Source organism: Actinomycetota bacterium, assembly GCA_005774595.1.
Lineage (GTDB): Bacteria > Actinomycetota > Coriobacteriia > Anaerosomatales > D1FN1-002 > D1FN1-002.
In genome coordinates, this window is record VAUM01000004.1 from 1 (window position 1) to 26,110 (window position 26,110).

20 protein-coding genes and 2 tRNA genes are annotated in these 26,110 nt (G+C 68.9%); 19 read left to right on the forward strand and 3 right to left on the reverse strand.

What is annotated here, in order from left to right:
- Positions 1-3,367, forward strand: a 3,367-nt coding sequence (locus FDZ70_00325; GenBank protein ID TLM80502.1) for a tandem-95 repeat protein, incomplete at its 5' end; no start/stop codon positions are given.
- Positions 3,368-3,438: 71 nt separating this feature from the next.
- Here FDZ70_00325 and FDZ70_00330 read toward each other — a convergent pair.
- Positions 3,439-5,142, reverse strand: coding sequence for a transporter substrate-binding domain-containing protein (locus tag FDZ70_00330; GenBank protein TLM80503.1), 1,704 nt, complete (start codon positions 5,140-5,142; stop codon positions 3,439-3,441).
- A gap of 145 nt (positions 5,143-5,287) precedes the next feature.
- On the opposite strand from FDZ70_00330, the gene FDZ70_00335 reads away from it, so the two are divergent.
- The 14 genes from FDZ70_00335 (at position 5,288) to carB (ending at position 21,660) form a co-directional block, all read left to right on the forward strand.
- A tRNA-Met gene (locus tag FDZ70_00335) sits at positions 5,288-5,364 on the forward strand.
- 492 nt (positions 5,365-5,856) lie between these two features.
- Entirely contained in the window at positions 5,857-6,582 is a 726-nt protein-coding gene (locus tag FDZ70_00340) for an NADH-quinone oxidoreductase subunit B (GenBank protein TLM80520.1), read from the forward strand.
- Positions 6,462-8,264 carry an NADH-quinone oxidoreductase subunit D gene (locus tag FDZ70_00345; GenBank protein TLM80504.1) on the forward strand — a complete coding sequence of 601 codons (1,803 nt, stop codon included), beginning with the start codon at positions 6,462-6,464 and terminating at the stop codon, positions 8,262-8,264. Before FDZ70_00340 ends, FDZ70_00345 begins: the two co-directional genes overlap by 121 nt.
- Entirely contained in the window at positions 8,261-9,325 is a 1,065-nt protein-coding gene (gene nuoH / locus FDZ70_00350; GenBank protein ID TLM80505.1) for an NADH-quinone oxidoreductase subunit NuoH, read from the forward strand. The genes FDZ70_00345 and nuoH overlap by 4 nt, the downstream gene beginning before the upstream one ends.
- Entirely contained in the window at positions 9,226-9,780 is a 555-nt protein-coding gene (locus FDZ70_00355; GenBank protein TLM80506.1) for a 4Fe-4S dicluster domain-containing protein, read from the forward strand. Before nuoH ends, FDZ70_00355 begins: the two co-directional genes overlap by 100 nt.
- Positions 9,591-10,391 (forward strand): NADH-quinone oxidoreductase subunit J, encoded by an 801-nt coding sequence (locus tag FDZ70_00360; protein ID TLM80507.1) that lies wholly within the window; start codon positions 9,591-9,593, stop codon positions 10,389-10,391. Before FDZ70_00355 ends, FDZ70_00360 begins: the two co-directional genes overlap by 190 nt.
- Positions 10,388-10,696, forward strand: a complete 309-nt coding sequence (gene nuoK, locus FDZ70_00365) for an NADH-quinone oxidoreductase subunit NuoK (GenBank protein TLM80508.1) — start codon at positions 10,388-10,390, stop codon at positions 10,694-10,696. Before FDZ70_00360 ends, nuoK begins: the two co-directional genes overlap by 4 nt.
- 9 nt (positions 10,697-10,705) lie before the next feature.
- A complete protein-coding gene (gene nuoL / locus FDZ70_00370) occupies positions 10,706-12,619 on the forward strand; it encodes an NADH-quinone oxidoreductase subunit L (GenBank protein ID TLM80521.1) in 1,914 nt (637 codons plus the stop codon).
- A complete protein-coding gene (locus tag FDZ70_00375; GenBank protein TLM80509.1) occupies positions 12,616-14,082 on the forward strand; it encodes an NADH-quinone oxidoreductase subunit M in 1,467 nt (488 codons plus the stop codon). Before nuoL ends, FDZ70_00375 begins: the two co-directional genes overlap by 4 nt.
- Complete coding sequence (locus FDZ70_00380) at positions 13,404-15,545, forward strand: NADH-quinone oxidoreductase subunit N (GenBank protein TLM80510.1); 2,142 nt, start codon at positions 13,404-13,406, stop codon at positions 15,543-15,545. The genes FDZ70_00375 and FDZ70_00380 overlap by 679 nt, the downstream gene beginning before the upstream one ends.
- 19 nt (positions 15,546-15,564) lie before the next feature.
- A complete protein-coding gene (locus FDZ70_00385) occupies positions 15,565-17,019 on the forward strand; it encodes an NADH-quinone oxidoreductase subunit M (protein ID TLM80511.1) in 1,455 nt (484 codons plus the stop codon).
- 238 nt (positions 17,020-17,257) lie between these two features.
- Positions 17,258-17,334 (forward strand) — tRNA-Met (locus FDZ70_00390).
- A gap of 332 nt (positions 17,335-17,666) precedes the next feature.
- Positions 17,667-18,245: a hypothetical protein gene (locus FDZ70_00395; GenBank protein ID TLM80512.1), complete on the forward strand. Its 579-nt coding sequence runs from the start codon at positions 17,667-17,669 to the stop codon at positions 18,243-18,245.
- A gap of 214 nt (positions 18,246-18,459) precedes the next feature.
- Positions 18,460-21,660, forward strand: a complete 3,201-nt coding sequence (carB, locus tag FDZ70_00400) for a carbamoyl-phosphate synthase large subunit (GenBank protein ID TLM80513.1) — start codon at positions 18,460-18,462, stop codon at positions 21,658-21,660.
- 287 nt (positions 21,661-21,947) lie between these two features.
- Here the strand turns inward: carB and FDZ70_00405 are convergent, their stop codons facing one another.
- The gene (locus FDZ70_00405; GenBank protein ID TLM80514.1) at positions 21,948-23,177 is read right to left on the reverse strand and encodes an N-acetyltransferase; all 1,230 of its coding nucleotides are present in this window, start codon (positions 23,175-23,177) and stop codon (positions 21,948-21,950) included.
- Positions 23,178-23,267: 90 nt separating this feature from the next.
- Here FDZ70_00405 and FDZ70_00410 point away from each other — a divergent pair, with 90 nt between their 5' ends.
- Genes FDZ70_00410 through FDZ70_00420 form a run of 3 tightly spaced genes read left to right on the forward strand, consistent with a single transcriptional unit; the run spans position 23,268 to position 25,185 of the window.
- On the forward strand, positions 23,268-24,224 hold the full coding sequence (locus tag FDZ70_00410; protein ID TLM80515.1) for a hypothetical protein: 957 nt from the start codon (positions 23,268-23,270) through the stop codon (positions 24,222-24,224).
- Positions 24,221-24,898: a CDP-alcohol phosphatidyltransferase family protein gene (locus tag FDZ70_00415; protein ID TLM80516.1), complete on the forward strand. Its 678-nt coding sequence runs from the start codon at positions 24,221-24,223 to the stop codon at positions 24,896-24,898. The genes FDZ70_00410 and FDZ70_00415 overlap by 4 nt, the downstream gene beginning before the upstream one ends.
- Positions 24,899-24,957: 59 nt before the next feature.
- Positions 24,958-25,185: a hypothetical protein gene (locus FDZ70_00420; protein ID TLM80517.1), complete on the forward strand. Its 228-nt coding sequence runs from the start codon at positions 24,958-24,960 to the stop codon at positions 25,183-25,185.
- Positions 25,186-25,207: 22 nt separating this feature from the next.
- Here the strand turns inward: FDZ70_00420 and FDZ70_00425 are convergent, their stop codons facing one another.
- On the reverse strand, positions 25,208-25,609 hold the full coding sequence (locus tag FDZ70_00425) for a hypothetical protein (protein ID TLM80518.1): 402 nt from the start codon (positions 25,607-25,609) through the stop codon (positions 25,208-25,210).
- A gap of 166 nt (positions 25,610-25,775) precedes the next feature.
- On the opposite strand from FDZ70_00425, the gene FDZ70_00430 reads away from it, so the two are divergent.
- On the forward strand, positions 25,776-26,110 hold a 335-nt coding region (locus tag FDZ70_00430), incomplete at its 3' end, for a hypothetical protein (protein TLM80519.1).

A 26,110-nucleotide genomic window follows, 5' to 3' on the forward strand; every position in this document is an offset into this window, starting at 1 on the left:
GGCTTCTGACGGCACCACGACCTCGGTCCCGGTCACCCGCGACATCACGGGTATCACCGCGCCGCACCTGACCGTGACCAAGGTCGTCACCTCCGGCGACACCACCGCGGTCGTCGGCTCATCGGTCGGCTACCGCATCACGGTCACCAACGACGGCCAGGCCGTCTCGGACGCCGTGACCGTCTCTGACACCTGGGACGCGGGCGAGCTTTCGCTGTCCTCCTGCGCACCTGTCGCGGACGCCTCGGGCCCGGGCTTCGCCGACTTCGATCTGGGCACGCTGCGAGGCGGCCAGGCCGAGACCATCGACGCCACGTTCACCGTGCTGGCCGACGGCACGGTGGGCAACACCGTGTCGGCTTCTGACGGCACCACGACCTCGGTCCCGGTCACCCGCGACATCACGGGTATCCCGGCTGCGGCCGCGCCGGTCGCCAATGACGACACCTACGCAGCCACGGAGGACGCCACGCTCACGGTCGCGGCTCCGGGCGTGTTGGCCAACGACACGGATCCGAATGCCGACCCGCTCACCGCTTCGATCATCACGACGCCGACGCATGGCACGGTGACGCTGAACGCGGACGGCTCGTTCGTCTACGTTCCGGCGCCGGACTACTTCGGACCGGACAGCTTCACCTATCGCGCGTACGACGGCGGGATCTACTCGGATCCGGCGACCGTCACGATCACGATCGCCAACGTCAACGACTCGCCGGTCGCGGCGGATGACGCCACCACGACGCCCGAGGACACCGCGGTCGCCATCGACCCGCTGTTCCTGCTCGCCAACGACACGGACATCGACGGCGACACCCTCTCCGTCGACTCCTTCACGCAACCGACCACGGGCACGATCGCGCTCGTCGCAGGCAAGCTGGTCTACACGCCGCCGGCGAACTACAACGGCGCAGTGACCTTCACGTATACCGTGTCCGACGGCCATGGCGGCACCGACACCGCGACGGTCACGATCACCGTGACCGCGGTCAACGACGCGCCGGTCGCCTCGGACGACACCACCACGACGCCCGAGGACACCCCGCTCGCGATCGAGCCCGCGTTCCTGATGTCCAACGACACCGACGTCGACGGAGACACGCTGACGATCGTGTCGTTCACGCAACCGCTCCACGGAGTCGTCGTCGAGATCGGCGGCCGGTACGTGTACACGCCGGCGCCCGACTACAACGGCCCGGACTCGTTCACCTACACCGTCTCGGACGGCCAGGGTGGCACCGACACGGCGACCGTCTTCCTGACCGTCACGGCGGAGAACGACCCGCCGGTCGCGGTGGCCGACAGCTATCCGGCCACCGAGGACACGACGCTCACGGTCGCGGCTCCCGGTGTGCTCGGCAACGACTCGGATCCGGACGGCGACCCGCTGTCCTCGGTGCTCGTGACCGACGTGGCGCATGGCACGCTGACGCTGAACGCCAACGGCGGCTTCACCTACGTGCCGGACGGCGACTACAACGGGCCCGACTCGTTCAGCTACTACGCGACGGACGGCTTGGACGTCTCGCAGGTCGTGACGGTCACTATCGACGTCGCCGCCGTCAATGACGCACCGGTCGCCTCGGACGACACCACCACGACCCCCGAGGACACCCCGATCGCCATCGACCCGGCCTTCTTGCTCGCCAACGACACCGACGCCGAGGGCGATACGCTCACGGTCGACTCCTTCACGCAGCCGACCACAGGAACGATCTCGCTCGTGGCGGGCAAGCTCGTCTTCACGCCGCCGGCGAACTACAACGGCACGGTCACGTTCACCTACACGGTCTCCGACGGTCACGGCGGCTTCGATACCGCGACCGTCACGGTGACCGTCACGGCCGTCAACGACGCTCCGGTCGCCGTGGCGAACGCATACACGCTCAACGAGGACACCACGCTCACCGTCGCGGCCCCGGGCGTGCTGGGCAACGACACCGATCCGGACGGCGATCCGCTCACCGCGTCGCTGGTCTCGACCGTGAGCCACGGCACGCTGACGCTGAACGCGAACGGCGGCTTCACCTACCGGCCTGCCGTCGACTACTTCGGCGGCGACTCGTTCACCTATCGCGCATACGACGGGACCGCGTACTCCAACATCGTCACCGTCACCCTGACCGTGGCGCCGGTGAACGACGCTCCTCGCGCGGTCGACGACACGGCAAGCGTCTCCGAATTGTCCTCGGTCACGATCGACCCGGCGCGGCTGCTGCTCAACGACTCGGATGTCGACGGTGATCCGCTCACCTTTGTGTCGTACACGCAGCCCGCGCATGGCACGCTCGTGATGGTGGGCGGGCGGCTCGTCTACACGCCGGCCGTCGGCTTCAACGGGACCGACAGCTTCACGTACACCATCAGCGACGGCCGCGGCGGCACCGCCTCGGCGACGGTCGTGATCGCGGTCCGCGCGCTCGAGCGTCTCGCCGGCACCGACCGTATCCTGACGGCGATCGAGATCTCGGAGGAGAACTTCCCGGACGGCGCGCCTCGCGTCATCCTCGCGCGAGACGACGTCTTCGCCGACGCACTCGCATCGTCCGGCCTTGCCGGCGCGTACGATTGCCCGCTGTTGCTCACCAAGTCGCTCGACCTGTCCGACCCGACACGCGCCGAGATCGAGCGCCTGGGCTGCACGACGGTCACGGTGCTCGGCGGCGTGGGCGCGGTGGGCAGCGGCGTGGCGACCGAGATCGACGTCGACATGGGCTTGGATACCGAACGTTTCGGTGGCGACACCCGCTACGACACCGCCGTGCTGATCGCCCAGCGCATCGAGCAGGTCGAGGGCCCGGCGTTCACGCACCAGTACTTCCTCGCGCGCGGCGACCTGTTCCCGGACGCGCTGGCGGTCTCGCCGATGGCATACACGCAGAAGATGCCGATCCTGCTCACGTTGCCGACGGTGCTCAAGGACCCGACGCGTAGCTTCCTCGCGTCGCACGCGGCCCAGTTCGACGAGCAGTACATCTCCGGTGGCACCGCGGCGGTCTCCAACCCGGTCGGGGCCGCCGCGGCGGCGGCGTCCACGGCGGGCAGCACGCGTCTCGGCGGCATCAACCGCTACGAGACTGCGAAGATCGTGGCCGAGTACGGCACGGATCCGTCACGCGACTGGGCGGACTGGGCCAATGTCGGCGTGGCGTCCGGCACGAACTTCCCGGACGCGCTCACCGGTGGCGTGGGCATGGGCTCGAAGCACGGCCTGCTGCTCATCACGCATCCGGCGACGCTCACGGACTTCACCGACCAGGCGCTTCGCGCGCACGCCGGCCAGATCCAGCACGCGTACATCTTCGGCGGCAACGGGGCGCTGTCAACGGCCGTCGAGGCGGGAGTGGTGGCCGCGCTCGGGCTGTAGCGGCGGGAGCACATCCGACATCGAGGGGGCGGGCGCGCGAGCGTCCGCCCCCTCGTGCGCGTCGGGCCCGGCTACGCCTCGGAGTCATCCTCCGGCTCAGGGCAGCGTTCCGGCAGTGTGAGCGTGAAGACCGCCCCGCCGCCCGGCGCGTTGGCCGCGGTGACGTCGCCGCCGAGCATCCGCGCGTGATCGCGGGAGACCGCGAGCCCGAGGCCGGCGCCCTGGGGGAGGGCGCCGTCCGTGCGCTCGCCCTGACGGAACGCGTCGAAGATCAGCTCGTGCTCGCTCTCGGGGACTCCCGGGCCGGTGTCGCTGATGATGAACGCCACACCGTCGTCACGCGGCTCGAGCCGGGCACGGACCGTCCCCGAGTCGGTGAACTTCACGGCATTGCCGACGAGGTTGAGCAGTATCTGCCGGACCTTCCCCGCGTCCGTGACGAGCGAAGGCGCCGCGTCGGGCAGATCGAGTTCGAGGGCCAGGCCCTTCTCGGCAGCGGCGGGCCGCAGCGTCTCGACGGCGTCGGACAGCAGGTCGGCGCCGTCCACGGCGGCGAGCCGCACCCTCACGGTGCCCGCCTCGATCTTCGACAGGTCGAGCAACGCGTCCACCAGGCCGAGCAGGTGGGTGCCCGCACGGTGGATCATCTCCGCCTGGGAGCGCTGCTCGTCGGACAGCTCGCCGCTCATGCCCTGCGAAAGCAGGCTCGAGAAGCCGATGATCGAGTTGAGCGGCGTGCGCAGCTCGTGACTCATCCGTGCGAGGAAGTGGCTCTTCGCGTCGTTGGCCTCCGCGAGTTCCTGCGTGCGAGCTGCGATGAGGTCCTCCAGGCTGTGCCGGTGCGCTTCGAGTGCCTCGCGTGCCTCCGCGAGGTGCGTCGTGCGCTCGGATACCTGCCACCTGAGCAGCGCTATCCCTACGGCGGCGAGCAGCAGGAGTACGCCGATGCCGCCGAGCGCGGTGTAGATCCACGTCGGGGTCCTGACCACCGGTGGCGGCATCCAGTCTCCGAACGCCCGGTAGTACGGCGAGGCGGGCTCGGCGATCCAGGAGTCGAGGTGCCGGTCGACCGCGTCGAGGAGGTCGTGGTTCTTGCCCTCCGCGGTCGCGAAGAACAGCGGCACCGGGTTGAAGACGATCGGCGTCTTCTTCAGCCCCGACGTGGCGGCGAAGTAGTCGCCGAACAGGTGGTTGGCGATCGCGGCGTCCGCCGTGCCGCTACGGGCGGCCTCGAACGCCTCCGCGAGCGAGCCCACAGGCACCACGGTGATCTCGTAGCCGAATCCGTTCACGATCTGTGTGAACGCCGTCTGCTGGATCGAGCCATCGAGCACCGCGACGCGCATGCCCTCGAGGTCGGTGAGTCGCTCGATCTGCACGTTCGCCGGCGTGTAGACGTACGACCAGCTCTGCACCACCGGTGTGGCGTGGAAGTCGTAGACCCTGTCCCTCTCGGCCGAGTACGCTACGTCCGGCATGAGATCGATCGTGCCGTCCTCGAGGTTCGCGAGGCACTTCGACCACTCGCCGGGGACGTACTCGAGCGTCCAGCCCTCCTCCGTGGCCACGGATTCGAGCAGGTCGATGAAGATCCCGGACGGTGTGCCTTCCTCGTCCGTGAAGATCTTCGGCTCGTTCTCGTAGATGCCGACGCGGATGGTGCGAGGCGCGGCGAAGGCCGGGGTTGCGGCCGCGAGCACGAGCAGGGCCGCGGTGGCCACGCATCGCAGAGCGCCGCTGCGGACCGTCCCCGGATGGCGCGTGCCGGCGGTCATCCGTGTCCTCCCAGTCGCCGGAAGAGGTGCGACACGGACGATACGCGCACTCAAGCCCCCACTCAACGCGACAGCCGACGGGTGGTTGTCGCAGCCCTGACCGCGTGGTACTCTACGGCTCCGCCGCGAGGCGGCAATCACATACTGCGGGGTGGAGCAGTCTGGTAGCTCGTCGGGCTCATAACCCGAAGGTCACAGGTTCAAATCCTGTCCCCGCGACCAGAACATCAGACAGGGTGCCGGCAGGTGCCCTGTTCTCGTGTCCGGGTCCATGTGGTCCGCGTGGGGGCGGACCTTCAACAAGACCGCCACACACGACGGTCCGTCGTCTCAGCTCGTGCCAGCCAGTCCCTCGGTCTCCCCTCGCCGTGCGGCGTCTTGGCATGGCTGAGAAGCTGTGACCAGCCTGTTTGTGCTGCCACACCGCTCGCGCCCCGATTCCAGCCGTTCGCTGAGGCGTTGACACCACTCACCGGTCTCTCGGTTTCCCGGGAAGGTGAGCGCGGCGACGCGGGCGAATACCTTGCCTGCCGGGACGGGATCCTTTGTCGGAACCTCGGCTTGGCGGGGAAGTGGGTGAGGGAACGTGGAGCTGGCCGCTCTGCTCTTCACGGCGTTCTTGCTGGTGGGACTGCTGATAGCGGTCCTGTTGGTGAGCCTGCCGCGCAAGCTTGCACCGCGCGAGCCGGCGGTCGCGAAGTCCCGGCCGTACGAATGCGGCGAGATCCCGGTCGGACCACCCTGGATACGCTTCCGCGTCGCGTATTACATCTTCGCGCTGATCTTCGTCGTCTTCGACATCGAGGCGGTCTTCCTGTACCCGTGGGCTGTCATCTACCGCCAACTCGGCCTGTTCGGCCTGGTCGAGATGGCGATCTTCGTCGGCATCCTGGCGCTCGGACTGGCGTACGCGTGGCGCAAGGGGGTGCTGGAGTGGGTGTAGACGAACAGTCGGGCGTGATCACCGGCCCGATAGGAAGCCTCATCGCCTGGGCGCGCGGCCGCTCTCTGTGGCCGCTGACGTTCGGGATAGCATGCTGCGCCATCGAGATGATGACGTGCGGCTCGTCGCGCTACGACACCGACCGCTTCGGCATCTTCTTCCGAGGCTCTCCCCGCCAGTCCGACGTCATGATCGTGGCGGGCACGGTCACTCCGAAGATGGCCTCTCGCGTCCTGCGGCTCTACGAGCAGATGGCGTCGCCGAAGTACGTGGTCGCCATGGGATCGTGCGCGATCAGCGGAGGACCGTTCGCCGAAGGCTACAACGTCCTTCCCGGCGTCGACGGGATCGTCCCGGTCGACATCTACGTGCCCGGGTGTCCGCCGAGGCCGGAGGCGCTGATCAACGCGCTGATCACCCTTCAGGACCGCATCATCGCGGGCGACCCGTCGGCCGCGCGGCTCGCGGCGCGCCATGCCGAAGGACCGTGCTCGTGAGCGGGCCCGCGAGCGCCACGCGCCCCGCGCTCGAGGGCATCCCCTCGGCGGATCCCACGGGGTCGATCGGGCCCGGCGGCATCGAGGCCTGTCTGGTCGGGCGCGAGGACCTCCTCGCGGTCGTCGGCGAGTTGCGCGAACGACGCGGCTTCCGCCACTTGTCGTGCCTGACGGCAGTGGACGGCGACGGCGGGCTCGAGATGGTCTACGTCCTCGCGCGCCGCGAGGATCACGTCCACGTCGCGATCAAGGTGCCGCTGCGCGACGGGTCGCTGGACGTGCCGTCGCTGTCGGCCGCCTGGCCGGGCGCCGAGTGGCTCGAGCGAGAGGTCTACGACCTGTTCGGCGTGACATTCAGCGGCCACCCGGACCTGCGCAGGATCGTTCTGAGCGAGGACTTCGTCGGGCACCCGCTGCGCAAGTCGTTCACGGTCGGCGCGAGGGGCTCCGGGAAGGAGGACAGCCTCGGGCCCGCGATGAGCGCGGCCATGTCGCCGGTGGCGGCAGTGCACGAAGCGCCTGTCGAGCGCGAAGCGCCGCGTCCCGGATCGCGGGTCGTGGGCGGCTACTCGGCGGACGGCCTGTTGCGCACCGAGCGCATCATCCTGAACATGGGCCCGCAGCACCCGAGCACGCACGGCGTGCTGCACCTGCTGCTGGCGCTCGAGGGCGAGATCGTCGTCGCGTCCGAGCCGTCGATCGGCTACCTGCACCGCTGCATCGAGAAGCTCTGCGAGTCCAGATCGTACAAGCAGTGCATCGCACTGATGGACCGGTGCGACTACGTGTCCGGCTTCAACACCGAGCTCGCGTATCTGCTGGCCGTCGAGGAATTGGCGGGGATCGAGGTCCCGCGCAAGGCCGAGTACATCCGCGTGCTGATGTGCGAGCTCGTGCGCTTCACGAGCCACCTGGTGTGGCTCGGCACCTACGGGCTCGACCTCGGCGCGCTCACTCCGTTCCTGTACTGCTTCCGGGAGCGCGAGGCCGTCCTCGACTTCTTCGAGGAGGTCACGGGTGGCCGGATGATGTTCAACTACTTCCGGCCCGGCGGTGTCAAGGACGACCTGCCGGCGGGCGCCGCCGGTCGCATGCTCGAGCTCCTGCGCGGCATGGATGCCGCCGTGGACGAGTACGAGAGCCTGCTCACTCGCAACGAGATCTTCCTCGCGCGCACGAAGGGCGTGGGCTGGATGTCGCCGCGTGCCCTGGAGGAGTTCTGCGTGACCGGACCGATGGCGCGCGCCTCGGGTGTCGACTTCGACGTCAGGCGCGACGAACCGTACTCGGCGTACTCGGACTTCGACGTCCGCGTGCCCGTCGCCGAGGGCGGGGACTGCTTCGACCGCTACGCCGTGCGCGTGGCCGAGATGCGCGAGTCGGCGCGCATCGCCAGGCTCGCCTTGGAGGGCATGCCCGAGGGCCCGCACGTCGCCGAGGGCGTGCCCAGGACACTCAAGCCCCCGGCGGGTGAGGCGTACCGGCGCGTGGAGAGCCCGCGCGGCGAGCTCGGCGCGTACGTGGTCAGCGACGGTTCGGCTCAGCCCTGGCGCATGAAGCTGCGCTCGCCAGCGCTGTCGAACCTGCACATCGTGCCGGCCACTCTCGCCGGCTGCAGGATCGGTGACGTCGTGGCGATCCTCGCCTCGGTCGACGTCGTTCTCGGGGAGATCGACCGATGAGCATCCTCCTCAGTCTGGCCGGTGTGGTGGCGATCGTCATCGTCGTGATGATCAACACGATCGTCGTCATGTACATGGAGCGGAAGGTCCTCGCGCACGTGCAGTCACGCCTCGGGCCGATGGTCACCGGGTGGCACGGCGTCCTGCAGCCGATCGCCGACGCCGTCAAACTCCTGGCCAAGGAGGATCTCATCCCGGCCCAGGCCGACCGGCTCCTGTTCTGGCTCGCTCCGGTCATGTCGTTCGTGCCGGCCGTGCTCGTCTACATCGCGATGCCCTGGACCGGGATGCTCGGGGTCGAGCTGGACGTCGGCATCTTCCTGGTGTTCGGCGTGGCGGCGCTCTTCCCGGTGGGTCTGCTCGTGGCCGGTTGGGCGTCGCACAACAAGTACTCGCTGCTCGGGGGGTTCCGCGCGGCGGCGCAGCAGGTCAGCTACGAGGTGCCGATGCTGATGTCGGTGATGGGCGTGGTCATGCTCACCGGCTCGATGAAGCTCTCTGCGATCGTAGAGGCGCAGTCGCCGATCTGGCATGTGTTCACGCAGCCGTTGGCGCTGCTGCTGTACGTGATCGGCATCCTCGCCGAACTGAACCGGGTACCCTTCGACATGCCCGAGGCCGAGTCCGAGCTGGTCGGGGGGTTCAACGTCGAGTACTCGAGCATGCGGTTCGCGCTGTTCTTCGTCGCCGAGTACGTCAACATGTTCACGCTCTCTCTCCTCGGCGCGATGCTCTTCTTCGGCGGCTGGGGGGCGGACCCGTCGTACGGCTGGGTCGTTCTCATGGCGAAGACCTACACGATCGTGCTCTTCATCATCGTGACCAGGGGCACCCTGCCGAGGATCCGTGTCGACCAACTCATGTCGGTCGGCTGGAAGCTCCTCGTGCCTGCGGCGATCCTGAACGTGTTCTTGACCGCCGTCGGGATAGTGGTCGGAACGCCGGCACTGGTCGCGCTGGAATGGGCCGCCGCGGCGCTCTTCGTCCTGATCGTCATCCGGGTCTCCGGCAGGACCTCGCCGGCAGCCTCCAAGGCCGCGGCCGGGGAGGTGGCGGCGTGATCGGCATGGCGCGAGGCTTCGTGACCACGCTCGGGCACCTCGTCCGCCCGGCCATCACCGAGCGCTATCCGGACGTCAAGCGCGAACTGCCGGAGCGAAGCCGCATGTCCTTCGCGATGCTCGCCGACGAGGACGGCTCATCGGCATGCAAGGCGTGCTTGGTGTGCGAGCGCGACTGCCCGGACCATTCCATCACGGTGGTGGCCGACAAGCCCGCTGAGGGCGGCAAGCGCGTGCTGCGCAGGTTCACGATAGACCTCGGGACGTGCATGTACTGCGGCCTGTGCGTCGAGAGCTGTCCGTCGGGGGCGCTCGTGCACACCGGCGAGTTCGAGCACGCGCCCAGGCACCGCGACGAGACGATCCTCGTGCTCTACGACTCGCCGCCGGGCGCGCCGGGCCCGGCGCCCGAGAGGGCGAGCGAAGAGCCCGCCGAGGAGGAGGGTGCGGAGTGAGCGTGTCGCTCGTCCTGTTCTACGCGTACGCGGCGGTCGCGGTCGCCGGGGCCTTGGGTCTCGTCATCGCAAGGAACCTCCTGCACGGCGTCCTGTCGCTGTTCGCGTCGCTCCTGGCCGTCTCGGCGATCTACATGCTGCTCGGCACGCAGTTCCTCGCCGCGATGCAGCTGTTCATCTACGGTGGAGCGATCACCGTGCTGGTGCTCTTCGTAGTGATGCTGACGCGCGCCGCGCCGGAGAGGACCGGCGACTTCACGCAGCTGTCCAGGCCGCTCTCCCTCGCGCTGGCGGTGTGCTTCCTGATCCTGGTCTCCAACGTGTTGGTGCACACCGACTGGGACTACGCGGCGGCGCACCTCCACGACACGGCCTCGCTGGCCAGCATCCTGTTCTCCAGGTACGTGCTCCCGTTCGAACTCGTGGGCATCGCCCTGACGATCGCGCTCATCGGCGCCATCGTGCTCGCTCGCGCCGACGACGGCGTCGAGCGGATCCCGCCTGGCGACGAGCGGCCCGCCGGGACCGCCGAGGAGCCCGCGGTAAGGGCGACGCTGGATGGCCGCGAGCGGCTGCCGGTCGCCGGCGCCGAAGGGGCGGTGCGGCCGTGATCACGCTCAACCACTACCTGCTGCTCGCTGTGGTCCTGTTCAGCATCGGTCTGTACGGCGCTCTGACCTCGCGCAACGCGCTGCGAGTGCTCGTGTGCGTCGAACTGATCCTGAACGCCGTGAACCTGAACCTCGCGGCGTTCTCGGTGCACGTGGCTCCCAAAGAGGCCGTCGGCATGAACTTCGTCATCTTCCTCATGGTCGTGGCGGCTGCCGAGGTCGGCGTCGGACTCGCGGTCATCGTCCACCTCCACAGGCAGCGTGACATCGGTGCGATCCACCGGCTCGCGGAACTGAAGGGGTGAGAGGTGGACCTGCTCAGCTACGGATGGACGATCCCGCTCTTCCCGCTTGTGGTCTTCGCGGTGGTGCTCGCTACCGGGAGGCTGCTGCCGAAGGGCGTCTCGGTGGGACTCGGCATCGCGGCGCAGGCGTTCGTGCTCGCCTTCGCGCTGGCCGCGGTCGCGCTGACCCAGCACGGACACAGCGTGGGCGCGTCGATGCCGTGGATCACGGTAGGCGGGTTCGAGGCCACGGTCGGCTTCCAGATCGACTCGCTGACGGCGGTCATGCTGGTCGTGGTCTCGTTCGTGAGCCTGCTGGTGCAGGTCTACTCCATCGGCTACATGGAGCACGATGAGCGCTTCCGCTGGTACTACGGCGCAATCTCGCTGTTCACCGCTTCGATGCTGGGCGTCGTCCTGGCCGACGGTTGGCTGCTCATGTACATGTGCTGGGAGGTCATGGGCCTGTCCTCCTACCTGCTGATCGGGTTCTGGTTCGAGAAGCCCGAGGCGGCGGCCGCGGCCAAGAAGGCGTTCATGGTCACGCGCTTCGGTGACGTCGGCTTCGCCCTCTCGCTCGTGGTCGTCTGGTGGGGTTCCGGCACCTTCGAGTTCGAGGGTACCCGCCACGCGATCGAGTCGGGCGCCTGGGCGGGGCCGGCTGTCACGGTCGCCGCGCTGCTCATGTTCATGGGCGCGATGGGCAAGAGCGCGCAGTTCCCGCTGCACGTCTGGCTGCCCGACGCCATGGCCGGTCCGACCCCCGGTTCCGCGCTCATCCACGCGGCGACGATGGTGGCCGCGGGCGTCTATCTCGTGGCGCGCTCCTACTTCATGTTCGAGGCGGGCACGCTGGCGCTCTCGATCGTCGGCACCATAGGGACGATCACCGCCGTGATGGGCGCGCTCATAGCGCTGGCCCAGAACGACATCAAGAAGGTGCTCGCGTACTCGACCATCTCCCAGCTCGGCTACATGATGCTGGCGCTGGGGGCCGGCAGCCTGGTCGCCGCGATGTTCCACCTCGTGACACACGCGTTCTTCAAGGCGCTGCTGTTCCTCGGCGCCGGCAGCGTGATCCACGCGACGCACACGCAGGATCTGCGCGAGATGGGCGGTCTGTGGCGGAAGATGCCGTGGACGTGCGCGACGTGGGTGATCGGCGCGCTGTCGCTGGCGGGTATCCCGCCGCTCGCGGGCTTCTGGAGCAAGGACGAGATCCTCATGGTGGCGATGCACTCCGGCCGCGTCGAGCTGGTCATCGCCGGCGTGCTGACGGCGGGGCTCACCGCGTTCTACATGGGGCGCTCCACGCTGATGGCGTTCTTCGTCAAGCCGGCCGATCCCGAGCGGGCCGCCCACGCGCACGAGTCGCCGATGGTCATGACCGCGCCCTTGGCGGTCCTGGCGATCATGGCCGCGCTGGCGGGCCTGTTCAACTCGCCTGTCGGCGGCTACGTGTTCGGCAAGTACCTAGGGCATCACGAGGCCGCCGAGCCGGACCTGATCCTGATGGGGATCGCCGTGGGAGTGGCGGCGGCGGGCATCGCGCTGGCCTGGACGATGTATGTGAAGCGATTCGTCGAGCCTGACGTCCACCTGCGGCCAAGGGCTGTGTCGGTACCGCTCACGGGGCTGTTCTGGATCGACCGCATCTACGAGATCGCGGTGGTCCGGCCGATCATGGCGATGGCCGCTTGGTCGGACAGGGCGGACGCGGTCGTCGACGGAGTCGTGCGGGCGGTGGGCGCCGCCGGGCTCGCGGCGAGCCGAGGACTGGACGTCTTCGACCACAAGGTGGTCGACGGCGCCGTCAACCGGCTCGGCGAGAGCGTGGTCGAGTCCGGCTGGAGGACCCGCAAGCTCCAGACGGGCAACGTTCAGACGTACCTGTGGCTTCTCGCGTTCTCCGTGGTAGTGCTGGTGGCGGTGTTCGCGAGATGAGCGGCGTGCCGGTGCTCTCGGTCATCGTGCTGGCGCCCCTGGCCGGGGCGGCCTTGATCGGCCTTCTCGGCCGAGGGCGTGGCGCGCCGAGGTACATCGCGCTGGCGTTCACGCTCGTAAGCCTCGTCGGCGCGGCTTGGCTGTACTGGGCGTACGACCGGACCGCGGCGGGGTTCCAGTTCGTCGAGACGGTGTCGTGGATCCCGTCGATGGGTGTGTCGTACACGCTCGGCGTCGACGGCGTCTCCGTGCCGATGCTGCTGCTGACGGCGATCGTCATCGTGACCGGCGTGCTCGCCTCCTGGAGCGTCGAGGAGCGGCCGCGCGAGTTCTTCGTGCTGCTGCTGTTGCTGGTCTCCGGCGTGTTCGGCGTGTTCGCGTCGCTCGACGCGTTCCTGCTGTTCTTCTTCTACGAGATGGCCGTCCTGCCGATGTACCTGCTCATCTCCATCTGGGGCAGCACGCGCAAGGACTACGCGGCGATGAAGCTCACGCTGTTCCTGTTCGCCGGCAGCGCCGCGCTCATGCTCGTGCTGGTCGTGACGTACTGGAACGTGGGCGCCGGCACCTTCGACATGCGCGTGTGGGCCGAGAACGACTTCGGCGCGGAGTTCCAGCGCTGGATGTTCCTGCTCGCGCTCATCGGGTTCGGCACGCTGATCCCGACCTGGCCGCTGCACACCTGGTCGCCCGACGGGCACGTCGCGGCGCCCACGGCGGTCTCGATGCTGCACGCGGGCGTGCTGCTCAAGCTCGGAGCGTACGGCGTGATCAGGCTGGGGATGTGGATGTTCCCGACCGGGTTCGCCGACTGGCGGATGCTGATCGGGGTGATCGGAGCTGTCAACGTCGTCTATGGCGCCTTCTGCGCGATGAACCAGTCCGACCTGAAGTACGTCATCGGCTACTCCAGCGTCAGCCACATGGGCTATGTGCTGCTGGGCCTAGCCGTCGCGAGCGAGTTCGGTCTTTCCGGCGCGGTGTTCCAGATGTTCGCCCACGGCATCATGACGGCGCTGTTCTTCACGCTCGTCGGCTACGTCTACGAGTCCTCGCACACGAGACAGATCGCCGAGATCTCGGGGCTGATGAAGCAGACGCCGTTGGTCGCGGCCGCGTTCGTCGTGGCCAGTGCGGCCAGCATGGGCCTGCCTTCGACGAGCGGGTTCGTGGCCGAGCTCCTGGTCTATGTCGGCCTGGTGAACACAGCGCCGGTGCTCGCCGCCGCGGCGTTCGTCGGCGTGGTGATCACGGCGGCGTACCTGCTGCGGCTGCTCGGCCGGATCCTGCTCGGCGAGCCTTCCGAGGCCATCGCGCACATCGGCGACCCGTCGCCGATCGGGCTGGTGCCGGTGGGCACCCTCTGCCTGACGATCATGGTGGTCGGGCTCTTCCCGGCCTCCATGCACGGCACTATCACGAGCGGTCTCGAGCCGCTGCTGACGAAGCTGGCGGGAGGGTGACAGTGGGCGACCAGTTCGGCACCTACACGCATCTTCTGCCCGAGATCGTCGTCGCGGTGACCGGCGTCGTCATCCTGGTGGCCGACGTGCTGTGGCCGGGTCGCGCGACCGAGCCCGCGCGCAGCAAGCCGGCGGCGGCGTATCTCGGCGTGGCCGGCCTGCTCCTGGCGGGGGTTGCCACGGTGGTGCTGGCCGGCACGGAGCGGACGCTGTTCGCCGGCGTCGTGCAGGTGGACGGGCTCTCGACGTTCTTCCGGCTGCTGTTCATCGGGATCGGCGTCCTGGTCCTGCTGCTCTCGGTCGACTCGGTGCCGACGTTCTCCAAGTGGTCCGCCGAGTACTACCTTCTGGTCGTCTGGTGCACGCTGGGCCACATGGTGCTGGCTTCCTCGGCGGAGCTGTTCACGATCTTCGTGGCGCTGCAGCTGTCCAGCATCCCTCTCATCGTGCTGATCGGGTATGCGAAGCGAGATCCGAGGTCCGGCGAGGCGTCGCTGAAGTACCTGCTCCTCGTGCTCGTCTCCACGGCGGTGCTCCTCTACGGGATGACGCTCATCTACGGCGCGTTGGGCACGAGCACGCTCGTCGGGATCGGCGCCGAGCTGGCCGCGGAAGGCAACGCGATCCAGCCGGTGGTGGCGCTCGGGATCGTGCTGCTGCTGACGGGATTCGCGTTCAAGGTGACCGCGGCGCCGTTCCACTTCTGGGTGCCCGACGCCTACGACGGGGCCCCCGCGCCGGTCACGGCGTTCCTATCGGTCGGCTCGAAGTTCGCCGGGTTCGCGCTGGCGCTGCGCATCATCGTCACCGGCGTCCACGTGCCGCTCGACTGGGCGATGATTTTCGGCGCGATGGCGGCACTCTCGATGACGTGGGGGAACCTCGGCGCGCTCATGCAGACGAACATGAAGCGCATGCTCGCATACTCCGGCATCGCTCAGGCGGGCTACCTTCTCGTTGGGCTGGCGCCGATGACGAAGGAGGGCGTGGGCGCCGTTCTCTTCTACGCGGTCGCGTACACGGCGGCCAACCTCGCGGCCTTCTCGGTGGTCGTGATCTGCTCGAGGGCGATCGGCAGCGACCGGATAGAGGACTACGCCGGGCTGTCGAGGCGCGCTCCTCTGCTGGCGCTCTCGCTCGCCGTGGCTCTGCTGTCGCTCGGCGGGCTTCCGCTTCTCGCCGGCTTCATGGCCAAGTTCTACATCTTCCTGTACGCGGCGCGCGCCGGACTGGCGTGGCTCGTGGCGGTGGGCGTGATCAACAGCGTGATCTCGCTCTACTATTACCTGCGCGTCGTGTGGGTGATGTACGTGCGGGAGCCAGCCGGCGAGACACGGGTGCCGGTCGGTGCGCGCACCGCGGTCGCGATGTCGATAGCGCTTGCGGCGACGGTCGCGCTCGGCGTCCTGCCCGAGTGGGCACTGCGGGCCACCGACCAGGCAGCGGCAGCGCTGTTCAGATAGGGAGCCGACGGTGACGACGATGCAGATCGCCCTTGTCGCGATGGTTCTGGTCCCGCTCTTCGGAGGCGTGGCGATCTCGCTCCTGAGCGGTTCGCGCCCCTCGTGGTCGAGGAACGCGGCGCTGTCGCTGAGTTGTGTCGTGTTCGGGCTCGCGGCGTGGATGTGGGTGTCGTTCGACCGCGCGTCCTCAGCGATCCAGTTCTCGCTCGCGCTGCCGTGGGTGCCTGCGCTGAACACGTCGATGCACCTGGGCGTCGACGGGGTCTCGATGCCGATGGTGCTCCTGACGGCGCTGCTGACGGTGGTCGCGGTGCTGGCCTCCCGGGGCATCGAGGACCGGGTGCGCGAGTACCACACGCTGCTGCTGCTCCTGGAGGCGGGACTGATCGGCGTGTTCGTCGCGCTCGACTTGATCGCGTTCTTCCTGTTCTGGGAGGTCGTGCTGATCCCGATGTACTTCCTCATCGCGATATGGGGCGGGCCGAGAAGGTCGTACGCATCGGTCAAGTTCTTCATCTACACGCTCGCTGGCAGCATGGCGATGCTTGCCGGGATCATCACTCTGTACCTGAGGACCGGCGCTTCGACGTTCGACATCGTCGAGATCGCGCCGCTGGCTGCGACGATCGATCCGGGGACCCAGACGGTGATCTTCGCCGCCATCGCGATCGGGCTCGCGATCAAGGTGCCGATGTTCCCGCTGCACACGTGGTTGCCTGACGCCCACGTCGAGGCGCCGACGGCGGTCTCGGTGCTCTTGGCCGGCGTGCTGCTCAAGATGGGGTCGTACGGCTTCCTGAGGTTCGGACCGTCGATGCTCCCGCACGGCTTCGAGGCCGCCAGGCCCTTCATCGCCGCGCTGGCGCTCGTTTCGATCGTCTACGGCGCGGCCGTGGCGCTCATGCAGAGCGATCTCAAGCGTCTCGTGGCCTATTCCTCCGTGTCGCACATGGGCTACGTGATGCTCGGCATCGCCGCGGGCACCGCGACCGCCATCAGCGGCGCTGTCGTTCAGATGTTCTCCCACGGCCTGATCGCGGGGCTGCTGTTCCTGCTGGTCGGCACCGTCTACGAGCGGACACACACCCGCGAGATCGCCGAGTACGGGGGCATCGCGAAGGTGACGCCGCTGATCGCCGGGGCGTTCGTCTTCGCCTCGTTCGCCTCCCTCGGACTGCCGGGACTGTCCGGCTTCGTCGGGGAGTCCATGGTCGTCATCGGCTCGTTCGAGGAGTTCCGGCTGCACTCGGTGCTGGCCTCCGGCGCGGTGATGCTCACAGTCGGTTACCTGCTGTGGATGCTTCAGCGTGTCGTCTTCGGGCCGGTGAACGAGCACCGTCTCGCCATGACGGACATGACAGTGCGCGAGGCGTTCGCCATCGCGCCCCTGGCGGCGCTCACACTGGTCGTGGGCGTCGCCCCGCAGACGCTGATCGGCGTGGCTAGAGCGAGCGTCGAGCTGCTGGCACGCTAGCGAGCGCTTCCGCGAGCGCCGATCCCGCCGCCGCCAGGAGCTGGACCGGGGGCGTGTTCTCGCGGATGCACCCGTCAGTCCCGCATTCCTCGACGATGCGGCGACGGCGTGCGGTCGCTGCAGAGCCACCACTCGGGCATACGCTAGCTGTATCAGCCACACACGCCCCGAGCTCGTGTTGCGGGCACCCAGGGAGGGCGCTACCATGTGCCTCCGCCGCAAGGCGGCAATCGCATATTGCGGGGTGGAGCAGTCTGGTAGCTCGTCGGGCTCATAACCCGAAGGTCACAGGTTCAAATCCTGTCCCCGCGACCAACTAACTCGCAGGTCGGAGGCCCAAAGGCTCTCCGGCCTGTTTGCTTTCGGATCGCTCCGCTCGCGAGGCCGGGACGACCGCGCGGCGGAAGGTCGGCGCGGCCCGCCCGTTGCGGGCTCGCGTGGGTATACAGAAACCATACGGGACTATGCACGGGAGGGGCCTTGCGAGGGCGGCCCCAAGGGAAGCGAAGACCCGTCGGCGCCACACTGACGGTCACCCAGCCGACGACGAGCCAAAGGTGAGACCGGCCCCCGATCGATGAGATCCTCGCGGATCTCTACGGAACCGCCACGCGAGACCCCTCCGGGGTAGGGAGGGGGTGTTCGCGATGAGGATCATCCGGGTCGGGAGGGGCGTCGCGCTCATCGTGGCGCTGGCGGTCGTCATTCCGTGCTCGGCTGGTGTTGCGACCGCCAAGAACCAGGCGTCGGCGACCGGTTGGGAGTGGGCGGCGGCGTCGCGCTACTGGGACAACGAAGGAACGCCCATCGTCCCGCAGTTGGTCGCGGATCCCACGGGCCGGCGGCAGGGCCTCGTCATGAAGGTCGACTTCGCGACGTGGGGCTGGTCGTTCGCTTGCACGGACGGCGAGGATCTGTACCACTTCGAGCACGGACGTGACTACACGCTGGTGTTCGACGTATACAGCGGCTGCCCATACAAGTGCGAGATGGACGTGCGCGTGATCCCGGCCCCGCTCGGCAAGTACAGCGCGAGTGTCGACCGGGCCGATGCCTGCGTCTCCGTCGTCGGCGATGGGGAGTGGCATCGGGTCCCGGTCAGCATCACGGACTTCGCCGGCGCTGGCGGCGACTACTACCTGTGGTTCCATGACCAGGCAGGCGAGGGGTGCTGGCTGATCGGTGACATCCGGGTCACCGGAGGCACGGGGCATTCGGCGAAGTAGCGCGTCCGCCCATTGGGCCGGCTGCGTCCGGACCCCGCCCGCAGGGCAGTTGCGAGGGTGCCCCGTGGCCTCTCGGCCGGGCGGACGGTCGGGTTGCGCTCGGCTGCGGCGCGACGGGCTTGCGTTTCCGTCGTGTTTCCCATTGCGCCGCGCCGCGCGCTCCCGTTGAATGGGCAAGACGGTCCCGCATGGCTCATCGGGGGGAGTGCGCGGCATGCCCAGGCGCGACGACATCGAGAAGGTCCTCATCATCGGCTCAGGCCCCATCGTCATCGGTCAGGCCTGCGAGTTCGACTACTCCGGCACGCAGGCGTGCAAGGCGCTCCGGGCGCTCGGCTACAAGATCGTGCTGGTCAACAGCAACCCCGCGACGATCATGACCGATCCGGTCATGGCCGACGCGACATACATCGAGCCGCTCAACCTCGAGACGATCACCGAGATCATCGCCGCCGAGCGCCCGGATGCCCTTCTGCCGAACCTCGGCGGGCAGACCGGCCTGAACCTGTCGTCCGAGCTGTATCGCACCGGCGTGCTCGAGAGGTACGGCGTGCGCATAATCGGCGTCGGGCCCGACGCGATCGAGCGCGGCGAGGACCGCCTTGCGTTCAAGCAGACGATGGACCGCCTCGGCATCGAGATGCCGCGCAGCACGACCGTCGAGACGGTCGAAGATGCCGAGCGCATCGCCGCTGATCTCGGCTACCCGGTCGTCATCCGTCCGGCATACACGATGGGCGGCACCGGGGGCGGCCTCGTCTACAACCTCGACGAGCTGCGCGTGATCGCCGCCCGTGGGCTGCAGGCGTCGCTGGTCGGTCAGGTCCTGGTCGAGGAGTCGGTGCTCGGCTGGGAGGAGCTCGAGCTCGAGGTCGTGCGCGACGCCAAGGGGCAGATGATCACGGTCTGCTTCATCGAGAACGTCGACGCCATGGGCGTGCACACGGGCGACTCGTACTGCACCGCACCGATGCTCACCATCTCGCCCGAGCTGCAGGCGCGCCTTCAGAAGTACAGCTACGACATCGTCGAGGCCATCGAGGTCATCGGCGGGACGAACGTGCAGTTCGCTCACGACCCGAAGACCGACCGGGTCGTCGTCATCGAGATCAATCCGCGCACGTCGCGTTCCTCGGCGCTCGCGAGCAAGGCGACGGGCTTCCCGATCGCGCTCGTGTCGAGCCGGCTCGCGGGCGGGCTCACCATGGACGAGATCCCGTACTGGCGCGACGGCACGCTCGAGAAGTACACCCCGTCCGGCGAGTACGTGGTGGTGAAGTTCGCGCGCTGGGCGTTCGAGAAGTTCAAGGGCGCCGAGGACAAGCTCGGCACGCAGATGCGCGCCGTGGGCGAGGTCATGTCCATCGGCAAGACCTACAAGGAGTCGCTGCACAAGGCGATCCGCTCGCTGGAGAACGGGCGCATGGGCCTCGGTTTCGCGCGTGACTTCGACACCCGCCCGCTCGAGGACCTGCTCGCGATGCTCGCCGAGCCGTCCAGTGAGCGGCAGTGGATCATGTACGAGGCGATCCGCAAGGGCGCGGACCTCGACGACCTCGTGCGCCGCACGCACATCAAGCGCTGGTTCATCGAGCAGATGGCCGAGCTGGTCGCGCTCGAGGAGGAGGTGCTCGCCTACAAGGGCGGCGAGTTGCCCGACGAGCTGCTCACGCGCGCGAAGAGGGACGGCTTCGCGGATGCCTACCTCGCGAGGATCCTCGGCGTCACCGAGACGCGCGTCCGCGAGCAGCGGCTCGCGCTCGGGTTGAAGCACGCCTACGAGCCGGTGCCGGTGTCGGGTGTCGAGGACGCCGCGTACTACTACTCGTCCTACAACGCCGAGGACAGCGTGCCGGTGAGCGGCCGGCGCAAGATCATGGTGCTCGGCGGCGGCCCGAACCGCATCGGCCAGGGCATCGAGTTCGACTACTGTTGCGTGCACGCTGCGTTCGCGCTGCGCGACCTCGGCTACGAGACCATCATGGTCAACTGCAACCCCGAGACCGTCTCGACCGACTACGACACGTCAGACAAGCTGTACTTCGAGCCGCTCACGGTCGAGGATGTGCTCGCCATCTACGAGAAGGAGCGCCCCGAAGGCGTCATCTGCCAGTTCGGCGGCCAGACGCCGCTCAACATCGCGCGGGCGCTCGAGGATGCGGGCGTGCCGATCGTCGGGACCGACCCCGAGACCATCGACCTGGCCGAGGATCGCGACCGGTTCCGCGCGATGATGGAGAAGCTCGGCATCCCGATGCCCGAGTCCGGCATGGCCTCCACGCTCGAGGAGGCGCTCGGCGTCGCGGCGCGCATCGGCTACCCGCTCATGGTGCGCCCGAGCTACGTGCTCGGCGGCCGCGGCATGGAGGTCGTCTTCGACGAGGAGATGCTGCGCACGTACGTCGCCGCCGCCCAGGGCGTGACGCCCGAGCGGCCGCTGCTCATCGACCGCTTCCTCGAGAACGCCATGGAGTGCGAGGCGGACGCGATCTCCGATGGCGCGGACGCCTTCGTGCCAGCGGTGATGCAGCACATCGAATACGCGGGGATCCACTCGGGCGACTCGGCATGCGTGATCCCGCCGATCGGCATCTCCGAGGAGCACCTCGCGACCATCGGCGACTATACGAAGCGCATCGCGATCGAGCTGGGCGTCGTGGGCCTCATGAACATGCAGTACGCGATCTCGGAGGGCGTCGTGTACGTCCTCGAGGCGAATCCGCGCGCGTCTCGCACGGTGCCGCTGGTGAGCAAGGTGTGCGACATCCCGATGGCGCGGCTGGCCACGCGCGTGATGCTCGGCGCGAAGCTCGGCGATCTCGGGCTCGAGCACCGGACGGTGACGCACTTCGGCGTGAAGGAGTCGGTCTTCCCGTTCAACATGTTCCCCGAGGTCGACCCGCTGCTCGGTCCCGAGATGCGCTCGACCGGCGAGGTCTTGGGCCTGGCCGGCTCGTACGGCCTGGCGTTCTACAAGGCGCAGGAGGCGACCGGCACGAAGCTGCCGGACTCGGGCACGGTACTGATCACGGTAGCCCAGCGGGACCGTGAGCTGGTGCTCCCCGCAGCGCGCAAGTTCGCGGAGCTCGGCTTCACGATCGTGTCGACGAGCGGCACCGCGGCGTTCCTGGCGTCGCAGGGGATCGCCGCTGAGACCATGCTCAAGCTTCACGAGGGCCGCCCGAACATCGAGGACGCCGTCGTCAACGGCGAGATCCATCTGATCGTCAACACGCCGGCAGGCAAGAGCAGCGAGTTCGACGACTCGTACATCCGGAAGGCCGCGATCAAGCATCGCGTCCCGTACATCACCACCACGACCGCCGCCCTCGCCGCAGCCCTCGGCATCGAGGCGCACCGCGGGACACGCGACGGGGTGCGGTCGCTGCAGAGCTACCACGCCGGCATCGGGTAGCGGCAGAGGGAGTCCGATCCCGCTACGGACGACGTCCGAGGCGCGCTCGCGCGGCGCGCCTGTGGGAAACCAGGTGGACAACCCTGTGGAACGCACCGCCGGGCGCGTCCTCGCCGCCGCTCGCCAACTACCTGCGGAAACGACTTGCGGCGGCGCGAAGGTCCGCTAGAGTACGTGATGCAAGGCGCTTGTGAGACCGGATGGGCCCAGCGGCAACGCGAGGTTCGCTCGGAGGAACGGGCGCCTTGCACTTTGTCGTGCGCGCCGAGGCGCTCTCGGGTCCCGCGCTACTCCTCGCCCGCGGCCGGCGGCAGCGGCTCCGTGATCTCGCCGGCCACCGGCGCAGCGTCGCCCAGCGGCCGCTCGTAGATCCGCCACGTCTTGTAGCGCTCGCCGCCCATCGATGCCGAAGCGCGCAGGATCATCTCGTTGTCCTCGAGCAGCATCGACGCCTCGGTCGTCGTGTAGCCGCGCTCGTTCGCGTGCGTGAGCGTCTCGTCGAACAGCAGCGCGTCGATGCCCATCCTGCGGAAGGCGGGCCGGATGCCGAAGAACATCAGCCGCGTGCGCGGGATGTGCCGCCGCACGCGCAGCAGGCGCATCAGGCGGACCGGGTCGCCGTCGCCGTACCACTTCCTCTTCGGCAACAGCGCCCAGTTCGGGTCGGGGAACGCGCCGAGCACGGCCGCGTCCTCGCCGTCCACGAACGCGAACCGGACGAGCCCCGGGTCGACGATCGGCCGCAGGCTCTCGGCGAGTGCGTCGGCTTCGCCCTCCGTGATCGGAAGGTAGCCCCAGTTCTCGCGCCACGCCTCGTTGTAGATGGAGATGATGAGGCGGACCTCCTCGGTGAAACGCTTCATGTCGACCTGCCGCGTCGTGATGTTCGGATAGCGCTTGCGGACGCCGTCGGCCACGTGGCCGAGCCGCTCGGGCATCTTCGCGAGGTCGATCAGGTACGCGTGGTAGTCCTTGACCTTCGCGAGCCCCCAGCGCTCGAGGAACTCGCCGTAGAACGGCGGATTGTGCGTGAGCTCGACGGTCGGCGGGGTGTCGAATCCGTCGACCAGCACCGCCTGGCGCATGTGCGTCGCGTTCGTGTAGTCGCCGGGGCCGCGCATGATTCGCGCGCCCTGCGTGGCGAGCCAGTCACGGGCCGCGTCGAGCAGGGCCGCCGCGGCGTCGTAGTCCTCCTCGACCTCGAAGAAGCCGAAGAAGCCGAAGCGGTCCTCGTAGAAGTCGTTGAACCGCTCGTCGACGGCGGCGGAGACGCGTCCGACGGCGCGGCCGTCGCGGCGGGCGAGGAAGTGCGTGACGGTCGCCTGCCGGTGGTACGGGTGTTCGGCGGTGAGCAGCCCCTTGGTGCCGAGCAGGCGGTTGCCGACGAGGTCCATGTTCAGCGGGGGCGTCCAGAGCGAGTCGTCGCGGTAGAGCCGCCATGGCAGCAACGCGAACTCGCGGATGCGGCGGTCGCCCAGGCCGAACTGCTCGATGGTCACTGCTCGCTCGTCGGCCACGCGGCCCCTCCCGTCGCGCACGCTCCCGCGAGCGTAGCAGATGCCGCCCGTGCGGTACGCTCTTGACGGAGGGGTCCTTGGGGAGGTGGCATGCCGCGGCTCGCCGACAGGATCGTCAACAGCGGAGCGGGACTCGCGCTCGCAGCGGGCGTGGCCCGCGGTCTTCCCGAGGGCGTCGGCCGTGGCGTCGCGCGCCGGGTCGCGGAGGCGCTCGCCCGGCGACGGGACAGCGAGGTCGTCCGCGCGCTGCGCGCCAACCGCTGGGTGGTCTCGGGGTGCCGGCTCGGTGGCGATGAGCTCGACGGCGCGGTCCGTGAGACCCTCCTGCACCAGTCGCGGTGCCTGTACGACACGTACCGGCTGATCGACGCGCCGAGAGACGAGCTGCTCGCGCACGTGACGCCCACGCCTGAGATGCGCGAATGGGTCGAGCGGCACAGGTCCGGCGAGCCGATGGTCGTCGCGGGTCCGCACCTGTCCGCGTTCGACCTGGCGATCGTCACGCTCGGAAACCTCGGGCTGAACGCGCAGGTGCTGACACCGCCCGACCCGGGCGCCGGGTATCGCCGCGAGAACCGGTGGAGGGCGCGAGCGGGGCTGCGCGTCACACCCGCATCGATGCAGGCCCTGCGCGAGGCGGACCGGCACCTCGGGCGTGGCGGCGCCGTCGTGACCGGCATCGACCGGCCGATGCCGGACGCCCGCAACCCCGTGCGCTTCTTCGGCCGTCTCGCGCCGCTCACGACCGCGCACGTCCGGCTCGCCGTGCGCTCCGGGGCGCCGCTGCTCGTGCCGCTCGTCCGGGGCCTGGGTGATGGCCGATACGAGGTCGGGGTCGCGGGCCCCGTGCCGCTCGACGGCGGGCGCGGGCCCGACGCCGCGGCCGCGAACGCGGAGCGCGTCCTCGAGGTGGCCGCCGAGACGATCCGTCAGCGCCCCGAGCAGTGGCAGATGCCGCACGCGGTGTGGCCGGAGGCGCTGGCGGAACTCGACGCGCTTGAGGGCACCGCGCCCGTACGGCGCGAGGAGGGGGACGTGCGCGCATGACCGACATCGCCAAGCACCAGAGGGTCCTCGACACGATCACCGGACCTGCGGAGAAGCGCTTGCTTGTCGCGATGTGCGAGCGGATGCCCGCATGGGTCACTCCCGACGTGCTGACCGCGCTCGGGCTCGCGGGCGCCGCCATCATCTTCGCCGGCTACGCGCTGTCGAGGATCTCGCCGGCGTTCCTGTGGCTGGCCACCTTCGGACTGTTCGTGAACTGGCTCGGCGACAGCGCCGACGGCACGCTCGCGAGGGTCCGCCATGTCGAGAGGCCCAAGTACGGCTTCTACATCGACCACACGGTCGACGTCATCGCCGAGGCGCTCGTCTTCCTCGGGTTCGGCGTGTCGCCGTTCGTGCGCTTCGACCTGGCGGCGCTCGCGTACATCGGCTACCTCGCGATGTCCGTGCTCGTGTACGTGCGCACGTGTGTCGACGGCGTGTTCCGCATCTCGTACTCGCGCCTCGGCCCGACCGAGATGCGCATCCTGCTCGTGGTCGTCAACGCGGTCCTGTTCTTCACCGGTGCGCCGCAGGTCACGCCCGCGTTCGGCGGGCTGTCCGCGTGCGACGTCGTGCTCGCGGCCGTGGCGGCCGCGCTCGGAGTGTTCTTCGTCGGCACGCTGCTCAAGGGCCTGGGCCAGCTCAGGGACGTCGACCAGGCGGAGGCGTAGACCCGTCGCCCGTCGGCGCGCCCGGTGACCCGGGCTACCGCGCTCCCACGGGCACACTGATGATGACCGTCGCGGGCCTGACGCGCGCCTACGCGGTCACGTACGTGAACGTCGCGGGCAACGACGCGGCGTTCTACGGGGTGTGCGCCGACGGAGCGCGGCTCAACGTCGTCGTCGAGGACAACGGGACCCCGGGTGCGGGGCTCGACCGCTTCCGCACCGCGGTCGGCATGCTCGTGACCGACTGGACGGTGACGGACGGCAACCTGGTGGTGCGCTCGCGGTAGCCGGCCGGCTTCGCTGCCGGGGTCATCTCGCGCGTACGGTGACGGTGAACGTGGCCGCCGGCGTGCCGGTCGTCTCCCACGGCCGCACGTACACCAGGCCCACATCCCCGCTGCCCGCCGAGACCGCACGGTAGACGATCGTGCGCGTCCCGCCGCCGCCGACGAGCCCGGGCGCGGACTCCGAGTCGTAGTCGTCGCTCGCCGTTTCGACGATGCTCGGCAGGGCGCCCGACACCGCCCACAGGTAGCCGGTGGTCGGGTTCTCGGCGAGCGCGACCGTGAACCGGTCGCCGACGCCGACCTCGATCACCGAGCCGCTGTCCGAGCCGGTGAGCGTCCTGCCGGCGCGCTTGGGCGTGCAGCCGACGGTGGAGGCCGCGAGCGCGGCTACCGTGAGAAGTGTGACGAGGCGCCTGATCGACATGACGCATCCCCTCGACGCGACGGCCGGGCACGCACAGTTCGTGCCCCTGCGGCGTGGTGTTGAGACGCCCCGGCCACCGCCGGGGTTCGCGTGCGCCGGCGGGCGTGCGGCCTCCTGCTACCATGTGGCAGACCGCCGCGGCCCAGACGACGAAAGACGAGCACGTATGCGCACACCCTGGCCCAAGGTCGCCGCCGCCCTCGCCTTCATGCTCGCGACCGGCGGGCTCGCGCTGTCGGTCCCGATCGACTCCAAGCTCGGCAGGCTCGTGCGCTTCGTGACGTTCCATGGGGCCTCGACCTGGGTGAACATGGCGATGTTCACGCTGCTCGGCATCGTGGGGCTGGTGTACCTCGTGCGGCGCCGTGAGGGCGCGCTGCGCTGGGGCGCCGCGCTGCGCTACGTGGCGCTGCCGCTGTGGATGGTCAACACCGGCCTCGGCGTGCTGTCGAGCAAGCTGGCGTGGGGCGCCATCAACTGGTCGGAGCCGCGACTGCAGGC